Here is a 14,634-nt window from a genome sequence, read left to right as displayed (position 1 = left end):
CAGCGCTTTGCGACACGCATGCCAGCAGGGAATCCCCCAGGGGCCGCCTGGGATTGCGGGGGTTTGGGGCGCGCGCCCAGGCCCGGGATGCTCTCAGAAACCTGAGGCGCGCGCCGGGCCCGCGGCGGGAAAACCGAGGGTCTGCGGCACGAAGCGCACGAAGCGCTGCTGAAGCTGTGCGTCCATGCCCTCCAGCCGGAGGCCCATGCCCGTCTGCGAGCGGAAGGCGCTGCCCAGCCCGGGCGGGTTGCACCACGCCACCACCGCCTGCGCCTCGCAGGGCGTGCGATGGCCGGCCATCACCAGCCGCAGCGACAGCCGCGAACCCTCGCGCGCGGGCGTCAACGTGCGCACGAAGAGGCCCTGGGGGCTGGCGTCATGGCTGAAGCCGCTGAGCGCGGGCCCGCCCTGCGCGGAGAACTCCACCACGGTGAAGAAGGGCACCCGCTCCGCGGCCCGCAGGGGCACGGTGCCCGGCGACAGGCGCGCCATCACCTGCCCCAGCAGCTCGTCCGCGCCCAGCTGCCGCTTCTGGAGGAGCGGCGCGCCGCTCAGCTCCCGCGCCCGCGCCAGCACGTCCGGCGCCTCCTCCACCCGCGACATCAGGACCAGCGGCTTGCGCGGGAACTGCTCCCGCAGGCGCTCGGCCAGGGACAGGGCCTCGCGCGGCAGCCGCGACACGTCCACCACGAAGCCATCCAGCTTGTCGCCGTGGGCCACCGCCTGCGCGCCCGCGTCGTCCAGGTCCTTGGCGTAGAGCACGTGCAGCCCCTCGTGCTCCAACGCGCCGCCCAGGAAGGTGTGCAAGAACCGGCCGCCCTCCACCAGCAGCACGCCCTTGCCCCGCGGCGGGCCCGTCCAGGCGCGCTCGCGCGACAGCCGCACCGCCGCCACCTTCGCCGCCAGCGCGTCCTGGCTCACCGGCTTGGGCAGGAAGTCGTCCGCGCCCGCACGGCCACAGTGCATCACCTCATGCGGTTCGTCCGCCGCGGTGAACATCACCACCGGCACGTTGCGCCCGGCCGCGTGCGCCTTCACCGCCCGGCACGCCTCGTCCCCCTGGAGCTTCTCCAGGTGCAGGTCCATCAGGATGAGCGCGGGCACCCGCTTCCCCAGCTCCCCCAGGCACGCATCCGCCCCCTCCAACCCCACGACGTCGCAGCCCATGCGCGACAGGTGCAGCCGCATCACGTCCCGCGCCGTCCGCGAGTCGTCCACCACGAAGACCAGATCTCTCGGGCGGAGAGAATTACCGGGGTTCGTCATGACTCCCGGAGATAAGCGGACTCCGGGAAAGGCACCACGGACCCGGAGAGACAACGTGCTCTGGTGGACGGCTCTCGTGGTGGCATGGGAGGTCAGCCGCGCGGTTCGGCGCGTCCGGACAGCAGTTTCGTGAGCTGGCGGGCAATGAGGGCGCACTGGGCGGCGTCTCCCGCCGCGAGCGCGTCCTTGCCTCCCACCAGCAGCTGCTGCACGGTGCCCACGGCCGACTCGGTCTCCGGGCTGGGGTTCTCCTTCGCGCTCTTCTGGAGCAGGCGGGCGAGCTTCTCTCCGCGCACCAGGAGCTTGCGGAAGGTCTCCTCCGCCTTGCGCGCGTCCACCACGCCCTGGGCCTGGGCGTAGTGGGATTGCTCCTGGCCCAGCTTCTCCGCCTCGCCCTGCGGGAGGGTGGCGCGGGCCTCCAGGCGCACCAGCTCCATGTTGCCGGAGGTCAGGTCGGTGGCCTTCACGGAGAGGGTGCCTTCGCCGGACAGCTCGAAGACGACCTCCAGGGGCGTCTCCCCGCGCGCGGCGACGTGCAGGTTCTTGAGGACCACCTCGCCCAGCTTGTGGTTCTCGTCCTGGAACTCGCTCTCCCCCTGGTACACGGGGATGCGCGCCTCGGACTGGCCGGAGGTGCCCGGGAAGAAGATGTCGCGCGCCACCACCGGCACGCCCGTGTTCTTGGCGATGAGCCGCTTCACCCGGCCCCCCATCACGCCCACGCCCAGGCTCTGGCTGGCCACGTCCAGGAGCAGCGCCTGCCCCGCCTGCCGGATGAGCTCGTCCGCCTGCACCGCGGCGCCCAGCGCCACCGCCTCGTCCGGGTGCACGTCCGTGGAGGGCGCGCGGCCGAAGAAGTCCGCCACCAGCCGGCGCACCATGGGGACGCGGGTCATCCCGCCCACCAGCAGCACCACGTCCACGGAGCGCGGATCCATCCGCGCCTCGGCCATCACGTTCTTGCAGACGTCCAGGCAGCGCCGCGACAGCGGCTCCGACAGCGTCTCGAAGAAGCTGCGCGTGAGGGCGGTGTTGATTTCGGTGAAGCGCTTGCCGCCCGCCGAGTGGTCGCCCAGGCCGGCGACGGAGATGGTGGCCTCCTCCGCCTCGGTGAGCTCGCGCTTGGCCGCCTCCGCCGCGACCTTCAGCCGCCGCAGCGACTGCGCGTCCTTGGAGACCGCGTCCTGGAAGGAGTCCTCCACCTGCGCCAGCAGCCACTGCACGATGCGCTGGTCGAAGTCCTCGCCCCCCAGCGCGTGGTCGCCGCCCGTGGCCTTCACCTCGAAGACGCCCGCCTTCACGTCCAGGATGGACACGTCGAAGGTGCCGCCGCCCAGGTCGAACACCAGCGCGCTGCCCTCGAAGCCCCGGGACAGGCCGTACGCCAGCGCCGCCGCGGTGGGCTCGTTGACCAGCCGCACCACCTCCAGCCCCGCGATGGCCGCCGCCTCGCGCGTGGCCTGGCGCTGGTTGTCGTCGAAGTTCGCCGGGACGGTGATGACGCACTTGCGCACGTCGCGCCCGAAGTGCGCCTGCGCGTCCAGGCGCAGTTCACCCAGGATGAAGGCGGACACCTGCGTGGTGGGCAGCACCCGCCCGGACAGCTTCACGCGCACGTCCCCCGTGGGGCCGGCCACCAGCGGGTACGGCACCACCGCCTTCGCCTGCTGCACCAGTTCCGGCGTGTAGCGACGCCCCAGGAAGCGCTTGGTGGCCCACACCACCGCGTCCGGGTGCTGCTCCGCCAGGACCTGGGCCGGCTGCCCCACCAGGCGGTCCCCCGCCCGGGTGAGGCCCACCACCGAGGGCGTGAGGCGCCCACCCGCGCGCGAGGGGATGAGCCGCGGACGTCCGTCTTCCACGGTCGCCACGACGCTATTGGTGGTGCCCAGGTCGATGCCGATGACAGGTTCTTGCATGGCGAGGGTGGAGCGCACGCTACGGGCACGGGCCCATTCCGCCAAGTCCTCATGCTCCCAGGGCGTCGGCTGGCGGGCGCTGGCCCGCGCGGATGGGGACAGGGGCTGGCCCGCCCCAGTGGGGGACAGGGATGCCTCCCCACCCCCGCCGGCCGGCCCGGCTCCCACGGACGGACCGCGCGAAGCCGGCATGATTGCCGTGGGGGACGCCCCATGCTAAGGGCGCCACCGTCATGGTGAACGTCTCCATCGCCCGCCGCTACGCCCGCGCCATCCTCGACGTCGCAGCGGAAGGCAACCGCACCGACGTGGTCGCCGAGCAGCTCAACGCCTTCGCCGACGTCGTCGGTAAGAGCCCCGAGCTTTCGGACGTGCTGCTCAACCCCGCCTACAGCCGCGCCCAGCGCAGCCGCGTGGTGGAGGCCGTCCTCCAGTCGCTGCCCGTCACCGCGGAGCCCGCGCTGGCCAACGCGCTGCGCCTGCTGGTGGACCGCAACCGCCTGAGCTACCTGCCCGACATCGCCCGGCTCTACCGCGACATGGCGGATGCCCGCGCGGGCCGCGTCCGGGGTCAGGTCACCAGCGCCGTCCCGCTCACGCCCGACGCCGTCACCCGCCTCCAGCAGTCCCTCCAGCAGCTCACCCAGCGCAACGTCGTGCTGGAGACCCGCGTGGACCCGGCCCTCCTCGGCGGCGTGTCCGCCCAGGTCGGCGGCACCCTCTACGACGGCACCCTGCGCACCCAGCTGGAAGAGATGCGCCGCCAGCTGAAGTAGCCGGCTGTCACTCCCGGTACGGCCCACGTCCCGGGTTGGCGGGGTTGCCCCGTAGTCCTAGTCAAACCTGTATTTCCCGTCGGCTCCGGGAATGGGTATACTTCTCACTAACGCGGACAAGCCCGCGTTTTTCGAGACGACCCGCCCATGCCGCAGCCTGTGTTCCAACGGCTTCCCGGAGCCCTTCCGACCCCGGGGGTTCCCGAGGAGACCCTGCCCTTCCTGGGCGCGTTGCTCAACGCGCCGGGTTGGGGGGTGGCGCTGCTGGACGTGGACTCCCGCTTCCTGTGGATGAACGACCTGCTGGCGTCGCTGTGCGGCCGGCCGTCGCCGCTGTGCGTGGGGCGCTTCCTGGCGGAGGCGTGGCCGGGGCTGGCGCCGCCGCTGTCGCCGCTGCTCGCGCGGGCGCAGTCCGGCGAGCGGGTGGCGGAGGAGCTGGTGTCGGGCCGCTTCGGCGAGGTGGGCACGCTGCGCCACCTCACGGTGAGCGCGCTGCCGGCGTCTTTAGGGGCGGGCGTGCTGCTGCTGCTGCGCGACAACTCCTCGCGCCTTCGCGAGGAGGCGGCGCTGCGCGCGAGCGAGGAGCACATGCGCTCCATCGTGGAGATCTCCTGTGACGGGTACTTCTTCCACGACCGCGGGCAGTTCCTGGAGATAAGCCCCGGCCTGGGGCGCCTCCTGGGCTACTACGAGACGGCGGAGATGATCGGCCGGAACATCCTGGAGTGGGTGGCGCCGGAGTTCCGCGCCCCCGCCCGCGACGTGATGGACCGCGGCGTGGAGGCCCCGTACGAGCTGGCGGTCCTCCACCGCGACGGGCGCCGCATCCCGGTGGAGGTGATGGGCCGTCCGGCCACCTATCAGGGCCGCGCGGTCCGGCTGGGCGCGGTGTGGGACGTGAGCATCCGCAAGGCCTCCGAGGAGCGCCTGACGCGCATGGAGCACTTCCGCGAGCAGTTCCTGGACGCGGCGGGCGACGGCTTCAAGGCCCCGCTCCAGCGGCTCCACTTCGACGTGCTCGCCCTCCAGCACGCCCCGGCGATTCCGGAGTCCCTGACGGAGCAGGTGGGGCGGGTGGGCCAGGGCGTGCGGCGGGTGGAGCGGTTGATCCGCCAGCTGCTGGACTTCACCCGCGCCCGGCTGTCCGGCGGGCTGCCCGTGCAGGCCACCTCCGTCCACCTGGGACAGCTGGCGGAGCGCGTGGTGGCGGACCGACGCCAGGCCCACCCGGGCCGCGACCTGCGGCTCGTCACCGGCGGCGACCTCCAGGGCACCTGGGACGCGGAGCGGCTCACCCAGCTGATGGATTCGCTCGTGGGCAACGCCCTGCACCACGGGCCGGTGACGTCATCCGTGGTGCTCCAACTTCAGGGCCGGTGGGATGGCATCACGGTCCAGGTGCATGACCCGGACTGCCGGGTGCCGCCGGAGTACCAGGGCACCCTCTTCGAGCCCTTCAAGCACCGCGCGGTCTGCGCCGCGGACGACGGCCTGGGCCTGTCGCTCTTCATCGTCCGGCAGATCGCCCTGGCGCACGGCGGGCGCATCTCCGTGGAGTCGGGGGCGGCGGACGGCACCCGCTTCATCGTGTGGCTGCCCAGGACGGACTGCCCGGTGGCGTCCGGCTCCTGAGCCGCCGGACGGGCGGGCCCCGGAGGGCGCCCTCCCAAGGGGGCGCGGAGCACCGGCTTACGTCCGCGATAACGGGCGGCCCGGGGTGGGAAAAGGCCCCGGCGCGTGGTGCGTTGCGATGGGGCCGGTGGGCGTGATAGGGGGCCACCCGGTACATCAAGATTCGTGGCGGCCCTCCCCGTTTCCCAGGCCGCCCCCTCCGCAAGGACGCTAGACGCCCATGGAAATCCGCGCCGACGAGATCAGCAGAATCATCCGGGAGCAGATCAAGGACTACGGCAAGAAGGTCACCGTCGCCGAGACCGGCACCGTGCTGTCCGTGGGCGACGGTATCGCCCGCGTGTACGGCCTGGAAGGCGCGCTGGCCGGCGAGCTGGTGGAGTTCGCCAACGGCGTGCAGGGCCTGGTCCTCAACCTGGAAGAGGACAACGTCGGCGTCGCCATCATGGGTGAGTTCAAGGACATCCGCGAGGGTGACACCGTGAAGCGCACCGGGCAGATCGCCTCCGTGCCGGTGGGCAAGGGCCTGCTGGGCCGCGTGGTGAACGCGCTGGGCCAGCCGGTGGACGGCAAGGGCCCCATCGAGGCCACCGAGCACCGCCGCCTGGAGGTGAAGGCGCCCGGCATCGTGAAGCGCAAGTCCGTGCACGAGCCCCTGCAGACGGGCATCAAGGCGCTGGACGCGCTGGTGCCGGTGGGCCGCGGGCAGCGCGAGCTCATCATTGGTGACCGCCAGACGGGCAAGACGGCCGTCGCGGTGGACGCCATCATCAACCAGAAGGGCCTGGGCGTTTACTGCATCTACGTCGCCATCGGGCAGAAGCAGTCCACCGTCGCGCAGGTGGTGGAGAAGCTGAACCGCTACGGCGCCATGGAGTACACGACGGTGGTCGCGGCGAACGCGTCCGACCCGGCGCCCATGCAGTACTTCGCCCCGTACGCGGGCGTCGCCATCGGCGAGTACTTCCGCGACAACAAGATGCACGGCCTCATCGTGTACGACGACCTCTCCAAGCAGGCCGTGGCGTACCGCCAGCTGTCGCTGCTGCTGCGCCGCCCGCCGGGCCGCGAGGCGTACCCGGGCGACGTGTTCTACATCCACAGCCGCCTGCTGGAGCGCGCCGCCAAGCTGTCCGACGAGGAGGGCGCGGGCTCCCTCACGGCGCTCCCCATCATCGAGACGCAGGCGGGTGACGTGTCCGCCTACATCCCGACGAACGTCATCTCCATCACCGACGGGCAGATCTTCCTGGAGACGGACCTGTTCTTCTCCGGCGTCCGCCCGGCCATCAACGTGGGCCTCTCCGTGTCGCGCGTGGGTTCCGCGGCGCAGATCAAGGCCATGAAGCAGGTCGCGGGCTCCATGAAGCTGGAGCTGGCGCAGTACCGCGAGCTGGCGGCGTTCGCCCAGTTCGGCTCCGACCTGGACAAGGCCACGCAGGAGACGCTGGCGCGCGGCGCCCGCATGGTGGAGCTGCTCAAGCAGGGCCAGTACGAGCCCCTGTCCGTCGAGCGTCAGGTCATCCAGATCTACGCGGCGACGAACAAGGACGACGCCGGCAAGCGCGGGTGGATCCGCCAGGTGCCGGTGGGTGACGTGGTCCGCTGGATGAAGGAGATGCTGGAGTTCGTGGACAGCAAGTACCCGAACATCGTCCTGGACCTGGTCGCCAAGCGCGAGCTGACCGCCGACATCAAGGCGAACATCAACAAGGCGCTCACCGAGTTCAACGAGCTGTTCCAGGCGACCCCGGGCGCCAAGGTCTAGCCCTCCGTCGATTCGCGCCCCACGCGCGGTGCAGTGCGAGCAGCCCCGCTCTCCCCTTCACCTGGGAGGCGGGGCTTTTCGTTGCCCGGGAAGGCTCAGGGCGCCGGGGCCGCGTCCACCGTGCGCTTTTGCGTCCCGGTGAGCTCGTCCGTCAGCCCGTTGAGCATCACCGGCACCGGGACGGTGCCCGGGGGCAGCGGCTCCTCCACGGGCGCCGGAGCCGCCTCCGCCCGGGGCTTGTCCAGGAACACCAGCAGCCGCGCGCGGTACTCGCGCAGGGGGCGACTGCCGCTGAGCTTGCGCTCCGACGGGTGCCCCAGGATGACGCCGTCCGCTTTCGCGTCGCAGACGGACCTGGCGAGCAGCGCCTTGCGCCCGTCCATGCTCATCCACTCGTTCGTCGTCAGCGGCACCTCGCCAATGACCTCGAACGGGCGCGTGGGCTCCCGCGCCTCGTAGAACGCGAAGTCACAGTCCGCCGGAGGCGAGGACTCGGCCCTCCGCTCCGGCGTCCCGGCACAACCTCCCAGGGCTCCCAGCCCCAGGAGCACGCAGCACCCCAGCCTCGCGCTTCGCGGCATCCGCATACCCCCTGTTCCAGATGGAAGCCTCACGCCTCCCGGGCCGCGCGCCTCAGCGCAGCCGGGGCAGGATGGCGCGCAGGCTCTTGTCCGCGCCACCGCGCGCGCCCAGGCGCTCCACCGCGACGCGCTCGTAGGGCATCACGTTGGCGCGCTCCACCAGCTGCACGTGCGCGCCCAGCGCGGCGGGCATCGCCAGGTCCAGTTCGAAGATGTCGCCCGCGACCAGCGTGGACTCCGGGCCCGTGTGCGTGGCGTCCCAGATGCGCTTGAGCGCGGAGAAGTAGCGCCCGCGCCGCAGGTACACCGGGCGCCCCAGCACGCCATCCAGGTGCAGCGCTTCCGGGAGCGCGTCGAAGCGCGCGTCCTGGGGCTGCGTGTCCTCCAGCTGGAACTTGCGCGCGTCGCCGAACACCTTCAGCCGCTCGCGGCCCTTCGGCGCCAGCTGCGTGAGCTTCGCCTCCACCAGCTCCGTGTGCGCGTTCGTCACCACCGACACCGGCAGGCCCGTGGCGAGCAGCGCCTCCAGCACCTCCTTCGCCTCCGCCTTGAAGGCCGTCGCCGAGTGCTGGTACGCGTCCCGGTAGAGCGTCTGCACCGTGTCCGTGCGCGCCGCCTCGTCCTGGCCCCCGCCGAAGCGCTGGAGCAGCCGGTGCGCGGTGCAGGTGGCCGTCAGGTAGGGGTCCGCCGTGGCCGGCGCGACGATGCGCCCCCCGACTTCCCAGCCGTACCGGTCCACGCCGTCATGCAGCGCGGCGACTTCCTCGTCCCACGCGGCCGTCGCGTCCTGCCCCAGCACCCGGTACAGCGCCTGCTGGAAGTGCTTCAGGAAGGGCGCACCCTCCGCCAGCACGTCCGTGAAGGTCCCATCGAAATCCAGCACCACGCACGAAATCGCCATCCACCTGTCCTTGAGGCCTTGAACGAAAGCCTCGAATGACGCCCCGTTGGCCGCTGCGAATCAAGCCCCTCCCCTGCTTCTGGACGCAGGGATGTGCCAACTCCCGGAAAGCCGGATCCCCCCCGGGTCGGGTGGTCCAGGGCCTCCCGCGCACCCACCGTACGGACTCCCGCGGGGGAAGGGGGCTCCGCGCCCAATGTCCGAGCCAACCGGCACCTTTCTGGGGGAGTCCACGCCCGTGCGACATGAGTGGTTGCGCACGGTGCTGCAGCTGCTGCCCGTGGGGGTGATCATCGCGGACACGGGCGGCCGGCTGCTCGCGGCCAACGCCGCCGCGGATGCCCTGTGGGGCGCGGACGCGTTGGCGGAGATGAACCTGGAGCGCTACGGCCTCTTCGAGGCGTACTGGCCCGGCACGGGCAAGCGGCTGAGCGGCGAGGAGTGGGCCCTGGCCCGCACCCTGCGCACCCGGCAGACCGTCTCCAACGAGGAGGTGGACATCGTCGGACGCGACGCCACCCGGCACACCATCCTCAACTCCGCGGCGCCGCTGTACTCCGTGGAGGGCGACCTGGTGGGCGCGGTGAACATCAACGTGGACATCACGGAGCGCAAGGCCACCGAGCGCGCGGAGTTCTTCGTCAGCGAAGCGAGCCGGCTGCTCGCCGAGTCCCTGGACTGGGAGACGACGCTCAAGGCCGTGGGCCGCCTGGCCACGGTGGAGTGGGCCGACTACTGCATGGTGGACGTGCTGGACGGCGACGGCGACCTGCACCGGCTCGCGGTCAGCGCCAGGGACCCGCGGCGCCAGGAGCTGCTGGAGCGGCTGATGCCCTTCGCCCCGCGGACGGACTCGGACACGCCGCTGGCGCGCGTGTTCGCGCGGGGCAAGCCCGTGCTGGTGGCGGACGTCACCTCCCGGTGGCTGGACCGGGTGGCCCTTTCGGCCGAGCACCGCGCGCTGCTGGAGCAGCTGGGGCCGCGCTCCACCATGCTGCTGCCCCTGGCGGTGGGGCAGCGCCGCTTCGGCCTCATCAACCTGGTCTCCGTGTCCCCCGCGCGGCGCTACACCCGGCGGGACCTGGGGTACGCCACGGAGTTCGCGCGCCGGGCGGCGCTGGCGGTGGAGAGCGCCCGGCTGTACCGCGAGGCGAAGGTGGCCCTGCGCGAGCGCGACGCGTCGGCGGCCATGCTGGAGTCCTTCTTCGCCGCGTCGCCGGTGGGCATGGGCTTCGTGGACCAGGACCTGCGCTACGTGCGGCTCAACAAGGTCATCGCGGCGAACAACGGCATCCCCCTGGAGGAGCACCTGGGCCGCACGCCGCGCGAGCTGATGGGCGAAGCGGGAAACCCCATCCAGGACCTGCTGCGCCGGGTGCTGACCTCGGAGGTGGCCGTGGTGGACGACCGGGTGGAGTACGTCGCGGGCCCGGAGCCGCGCACCTTCCTGGCCACGTACTTCCCCGTGCGCACCCGCCGCGAGCTGCTGGGCGTGGGCGGCGTGGTGCGCGAAATCACCGACCAGCGCCGCATGGAGGACCACCTGCGCTTCCTCACGGACGCCACCACGCGGCTGGCCACGTCGCTGGACTGGCGCACCACCGTGCGCAACGTCGCGGAGCTGGTGGTGGCGCAGCTGGCGGACTACTGCCTGGTGGACATGCTGGGGGAGGACGGCGAGCACCTGGAGCGCGTGGAGCGCCGCGCCCGGGGCGACGCCCTCCAGGCCCAGCTGGAGAAGTCGATGCCCTTCGCGCCGCCTCCCGGCAGCAACACGCTCCTGCGCCAGGTGCTGGAGACGGGCCGCTCGGCGCTGGTGGCGGAGGTGGATGAGGCCGCGGTGCGGGCCTTCGCCCTGGACGAGGAGCACCGGGACATCGTGGAGAAGTTGATGCCGCGCTCGGTGATGGTCGTCCCGCTGGTGGCGCGCGGGCGGACGCTGGGCATCGTGAGCGCCGCGACGTGCTCCCCCACGCGGCGCTTCAACACGCGCGACCTGTCCCAACTGGAGGACCTGGCCTGGAGGGCCGCGCTCGCGGTGGACAACGCCCGGCTGTACCGGCAGGCGGAGCAGGCCGTGGCCGCGCGCGACGAGTTCGTGGCGGTGGCGACGCACGAGCTGCGCACGCCCCTGTCCGCGCTGCACCTGCAGCTGTCGTCCCTGCAGCGCACGCTGGACAAGGTGCCGATGGAGGAGTCGGAGCGGCTGGGCCAGGGGCTCGCGGGCGCGCTGCGGCAGGCGGACCGGCTGACGCGGCTGGTGACGCACCTGTTCGACGTGGCGCGGCTGGGCACCGGGCAGATGTCGCTGGAGCTGGGCGCGGTGGAGCTGTCCGCGCTGGTGCACGCGCTGGTGGCGCGGATGGAGGACGCGCTGGCCACCGCGGGCTGCGTGGCGGTGGTGCACGCGGACGCGCCGGTGGTGGCCCAGGCGGACCGGCCGCGCGTGGAGCAGGTGCTGATGAACCTGCTCACCAACGCGATGAAGTACGCGCCGGGCCTGCCGGTGGAGCTGTACGTGGAGCGCGACGGGGACATGGCCGTCATCGCCGTGCGGGACTGGGGCCCTGGCATTCCTCCGGAGGCCCGCGAGCGCATCTTCGAGCGCTTCACCCGCGCCACCGGCGCGCACGCGCGCGCGAGCCTGGGCCTGGGCCTCTACATCTCCCGGCAGCTCGCCCGCGCGCACGGAGGCGAGCTGTCCGTGGAGCCGACGATGGAGGAAGGCCCCGGCTCGCGCTTCGTGCTGCGACTGCCCCTGTGGAAGAAACCGTCCGGAGCGGCCCCGGCCTGACGCGGTGGGGCCACGCGGCGGGCCCTCCGGGGGTGTCGCACGGCGCCCACCTTGCCGCCCACCCCCGGGGCACCGCTAGCCTCGCGGGCCATGGACGACGCGCGGACCGAAGCAGCGCGGAGACGCTGGCGGTGGCTGCCCTGGGGGCTGCTCGCCGTCGCGGTGGCACTGGCCTCCACGGGCGCGTGGCTGGGCTCGCGCTCGCTCCAGGCGCTGGAGGCCCGGAGCGCGCAGCTGGAGCGCGAAGCCTCCGAGTCCGAGGCCCACGTCGCGCAACTGCAGACGCTGCGGCAGGCCATGGAGCGCAGGCTGCGCGCGCTGGAGCGCCAGCAGCAGGCCCAGGAGTGGGGCGGCGCCGCGGCGGAGCTCCAGGCCCGGAGCGCGGAGGCCCAGCACACGCGGCGCGAGGCGGCGCTGGCGGCCCTGGGCGCGACATGGAAGGACGCGCTCAAGGATGGGGACGTGTCCCTGGACCTGGAGGATGACGCCCTGCGCGTGGAGCTGTCCGAGCGGCTCCTCTTCGCGCCCGCCAGCGCGGAGCTCACCCCCGAGGGTGCCCGGTGGCTGAAGCAGTCCGCGGGCGTGCTCCAGGGCCTCCTCGCCGACCACCGCGTGGCGGTGGAGTCCCACACCGACGAGGTGCTCCCCACCGCGCCCGCCTCCACCGCGTGGGAGCTGTCCGCCGCGAGGGCCGTGGCGGTGGTGCGCCACCTGGGCGAGCGCGAAGGGCTGGCCCCGGAGCGCCTGAGCGCCACGGGCCACGCCGCGTACCGGCCGCTCGTCCCCAACGACAGCCCGCCCCACCGCGCCAGCAACCGGCGCGTCACGCTGAGGGTGTCGCCCACGCCGGTGACGCCGGAGGGCGCGGCCGTGGCCCGCACTGAACCGCCGTCGAGGCCCACCCAACGCCTCGCGAAGGCCAAGGGGAAGAAGACGGCCCGCCGCTGAAGGCGCGGGTGTTTTGAATAGAACCACGGGTCCGCACGTCGGCCGGAGGGTCCGCCCCTGCCCTGGAGCCACCCGTGCCTTCCTTTTCCCCTGCGCTGCGCGCCGGAGTCGCCGTGGGCCTGCTGTTGGCCGCCCCCGCCGCGGAGGCCCGCTTCGGCAAGAAGTCGCCGGACAGCTCCGACAACAAGAAGGACGACGACACGGGCTCGCGGGTCCACGCCGCGACGCCCATCCAGCCCGACCGCCCCCACGAGGCCTCCGCGTACACTCCGCCACCGCCGCCGGACAACGATGACGACTGCTGCGACGTCCCGTCGTCGTCGTACGTGTCGCCGGGCTACAGCGAAGCAAGCTACAGCGAGGCGGGCTACAGCGAGGCGCGCGCGGCGAACTACAGCGAGGCGAGCTACAGCGAGGCGCGCGCGGCGGGCTCGGAGCTGGCCGCGGACCTGTGGGTCACCCGCGCCGCGGCGGCGCGCGCGCGCATGGCGGTGGAGCGCGCGCGGTCCACCCCGCTGCTCGACGTGCGCCTGGGCCTCAACGTCGGCGCCATGGGCGGTGGCTCCGCCGGGGACCTCTTCCTGGGCATCGAGGGACAATCGCTGGGCTTCGACGTCCAGGGCACGCAGCTGACGCTGCCCACCGACGACGGCACGCCGGGCACGGACATCATCCGTCTGGGCTCCGCGCACCTCACCTGGGCCGTCCTCTCCACGGACCGCCTGCGCTGGCGACTGGAGGGTGGCCTCACCACCGCCAGCGCACCGGACCTCTCCCTCACGGCCCCAAGCTTCGCCACCTCCGTCGAGGCCTGCGTGGCGGGCCCGCTGGACGTGGAGGCGCGCGCGCAGGGCACGTTCGGCCCCTACCGGCAGCTGGACGTGAGCGCGGGCGTGGCGCTGCACCTGGGCCCCCTCATGCTGCGCGGCGGCTGGCGCGGGCTCATCCTGGACGACGCGGGCCTCGTGGATGGCGTGCAGCACGTGGACCGCTTCATGGGCCCCTACGGCGGCGCGGGCTTCGCCTTCTAGGGCCAGCCCCTGTCCGGGGGCCCACATGCCCCCTTCCGGACACCCCTCCCCTCCTCGAGGCCCCTGGTGTCCCACGGGGTGATGGCGGTTGAATATTCCGGGCGAGCAGGCGTCCAGATGCCGCGGCCCATCCCGTGGGCCCGTGAAGAGGAGGGGTCGCCGTGGGGTTCTGGAAGACGCTGTGTGTCGCGCTCTCTGTCGGTGTCCTGCTGGGGGCGGGGCCCGCCGAGGCTCGCTTCGGCAAGCGCTCGAAGCCGAACGCCTCCGACTCGAAGTCCTCGGACTCCCAGGACAAGGACGACGGCGGGAATGAACACCGCGCCACCCCGGTGGGCCGCCCCTCGGACGCGCCGCTGCGCTCCAACGTGCGCGCCGCCAGCGTGGGCGTGGGGGTGGGCTGGTTCGACTTCCTCTTCCTGGGCTCGCCGGGCGGCGGCTACCACCGGCGCGCGCGCGCCGCGACGGCGCCCCGGGGCCGTGAGCCGCGGCCCGCCCCGCTGGTGCACCTGAACGTGCAGGGCGACAGCTTCGGTGAGACTGGCGGCGCGCTGGGCCTCTACATGGCGCTGGACGGCCAGCGCTGGGGCATGGACGCGCGCGTCACCGGCATCGCGCTGGAGTCGGATGACGGTTCCCGGCTCGACGACCGGCTGACGCTGCTGGACGCGCACCTGACGCTCTCCCCGTGGTCCTCCGAGCGCGGCCGCTTCCGGCTGGAGGGCGGCCTCGCCAGCGCGCACACCCCGGACGCCATCTTCGTGGGCCCCAGCTTCGCCGCCTCGCTGGAGGCGTGCATCGGCCCGTCGCCCTTCGACGTGGAGGCGCGCATCCAGGTGGTGCCCTTCCCGCACCGCCAGGTGGACATGCAGGCCGGGCTCGCGATGCACCTGGGCGTCCTCAACCTGCGCGGCGGCTGGCGCACGCTGTACCTCAATGACGCCGGCCGCCTGGACGGCGTCGTGCACTCGGACCTCTTCTCCGGCCCCTACCTGGGTCTGGGCTTCACGTTCTGAAGGCT

Annotated in this window: 11 protein-coding genes; 7 read left to right on the top strand and 4 right to left on the bottom strand. The window is 72.7% G+C overall.

Annotation, left to right across the window (positions count from 1 at the left end; translation table 11 throughout):
• Nucleotides 1-93: 93 nt before the first annotated feature.
• Both GTY96_RS15195 and GTY96_RS15190 read right to left on the bottom strand, forming a co-directional pair.
• Nucleotides 94-1,266 (bottom strand): TIGR02266 family protein, encoded by a 1,173-nt coding sequence (locus tag GTY96_RS15195; protein ID WP_143903718.1) that lies wholly within the window; start codon nt 1,264-1,266, stop codon nt 94-96.
• Between the two features lie 92 nt (nt 1,267-1,358).
• Nucleotides 1,359-3,185 carry an Hsp70 family protein gene (locus GTY96_RS15190; RefSeq protein WP_161665109.1) on the bottom strand — a complete coding sequence of 609 codons (1,827 nt, stop codon included), beginning with the start codon at nt 3,183-3,185 and terminating at the stop codon, nt 1,359-1,361.
• 233 nt (nt 3,186-3,418) lie between these two features.
• Here GTY96_RS15190 and atpH point away from each other — a divergent pair, with 233 nt between their 5' ends.
• From atpH to atpA, 3 genes are all read left to right on the top strand, one after another.
• Nucleotides 3,419-3,961: an ATP synthase F1 subunit delta gene (gene atpH, locus GTY96_RS15185; RefSeq protein ID WP_161665108.1), complete on the top strand. Its 543-nt coding sequence runs from the start codon at nt 3,419-3,421 to the stop codon at nt 3,959-3,961.
• Nucleotides 3,962-4,108: 147 nt separating this feature from the next.
• Nucleotides 4,109-5,593: a PAS domain-containing sensor histidine kinase gene (locus tag GTY96_RS15180; RefSeq protein WP_161665107.1), complete on the top strand. Its 1,485-nt coding sequence runs from the start codon at nt 4,109-4,111 to the stop codon at nt 5,591-5,593.
• Nucleotides 5,594-5,813: 220 nt separating this feature from the next.
• A complete protein-coding gene (gene atpA / locus GTY96_RS15175) occupies nt 5,814-7,361 on the top strand; it encodes a F0F1 ATP synthase subunit alpha (protein WP_143903710.1) in 1,548 nt (515 codons plus the stop codon).
• Between the two features lie 95 nt (nt 7,362-7,456).
• Here atpA and GTY96_RS15170 read toward each other — a convergent pair whose 3' ends face one another.
• Together GTY96_RS15170 and GTY96_RS15165 are read right to left on the bottom strand one after the other, a co-directional pair.
• On the bottom strand, nt 7,457-7,948 hold the full coding sequence (locus tag GTY96_RS15170; protein ID WP_143903708.1) for a hypothetical protein: 492 nt from the start codon (nt 7,946-7,948) through the stop codon (nt 7,457-7,459).
• Between the two features lie 46 nt (nt 7,949-7,994).
• The gene (locus tag GTY96_RS15165) at nt 7,995-8,843 is read right to left on the bottom strand and encodes an HAD family hydrolase (protein ID WP_143903706.1); all 849 of its coding nucleotides are present in this window, start codon (nt 8,841-8,843) and stop codon (nt 7,995-7,997) included.
• A gap of 238 nt (nt 8,844-9,081) precedes the next feature.
• On the opposite strand from GTY96_RS15165, the gene GTY96_RS15160 reads away from it, so the two are divergent.
• The 4 genes from GTY96_RS15160 to GTY96_RS15145 all read left to right on the top strand — a co-directional run bounded on the left by GTY96_RS15160 (nt 9,082) and on the right by GTY96_RS15145 (nt 14,629).
• On the top strand, nt 9,082-11,637 hold the full coding sequence (locus tag GTY96_RS15160; protein ID WP_161665106.1) for a sensor histidine kinase: 2,556 nt from the start codon (nt 9,082-9,084) through the stop codon (nt 11,635-11,637).
• Nucleotides 11,638-11,727: 90 nt separating this feature from the next.
• Nucleotides 11,728-12,585 carry an OmpA/MotB family protein gene (locus GTY96_RS15155; RefSeq protein WP_161665105.1) on the top strand — a complete coding sequence of 286 codons (858 nt, stop codon included), beginning with the start codon at nt 11,728-11,730 and terminating at the stop codon, nt 12,583-12,585.
• 74 nt (nt 12,586-12,659) lie between these two features.
• Nucleotides 12,660-13,616, top strand: a complete 957-nt coding sequence (locus tag GTY96_RS15150; RefSeq protein WP_161665104.1) for a hypothetical protein — start codon at nt 12,660-12,662, stop codon at nt 13,614-13,616.
• Between the two features lie 161 nt (nt 13,617-13,777).
• Nucleotides 13,778-14,629: a porin family protein gene (locus GTY96_RS15145; RefSeq protein ID WP_143903698.1), complete on the top strand. Its 852-nt coding sequence runs from the start codon at nt 13,778-13,780 to the stop codon at nt 14,627-14,629.
• The last annotated feature ends 5 nt before the right edge of the window (nt 14,630-14,634 follow it).

Origin of the sequence: Corallococcus silvisoli, from assembly GCF_009909145.1 — a bacterium.
In the GTDB taxonomy this organism is placed as follows: Bacteria; Myxococcota; Myxococcia; order Myxococcales; family Myxococcaceae; genus Corallococcus; species Corallococcus silvisoli.
The sequence above is the reverse complement of the archived record's forward strand: the minus strand, read 5'-3'. Positions and strand labels throughout refer to the sequence as shown.

What these genes read in the sequence shown, in the direction of transcription:
- GTY96_RS15190 (WP_161665109.1), bottom strand. Translation starts at nt 3,185, where the DNA reads ATGCAAGAACCTGTCATCGGCATCGACCTGGGCACCACCAATAGCGTC.
- GTY96_RS15170 (WP_143903708.1), bottom strand. Translation starts at nt 7,948, where the DNA reads ATGCGGATGCCGCGAAGCGCGAGGCTGGGGTGCTGCGTGCTCCTGGGG.
- GTY96_RS15165 (WP_143903706.1), bottom strand. Translation starts at nt 8,843, where the DNA reads ATGGCGATTTCGTGCGTGGTGCTGGATTTCGATGGGACCTTCACGGAC.
- atpH (WP_161665108.1), top strand. Translation starts at nt 3,419, where the DNA reads ATGGTGAACGTCTCCATCGCCCGCCGCTACGCCCGCGCCATCCTCGAC.
- GTY96_RS15180 (WP_161665107.1), top strand. Translation starts at nt 4,109, where the DNA reads ATGCCGCAGCCTGTGTTCCAACGGCTTCCCGGAGCCCTTCCGACCCCG.
- GTY96_RS15195 (WP_143903718.1), bottom strand. Translation starts at nt 1,266, where the DNA reads ATGACGAACCCCGGTAATTCTCTCCGCCCGAGAGATCTGGTCTTCGTG.
- GTY96_RS15155 (WP_161665105.1), top strand. Translation starts at nt 11,728, where the DNA reads ATGGACGACGCGCGGACCGAAGCAGCGCGGAGACGCTGGCGGTGGCTG.
- atpA (WP_143903710.1), top strand. Translation starts at nt 5,814, where the DNA reads ATGGAAATCCGCGCCGACGAGATCAGCAGAATCATCCGGGAGCAGATC.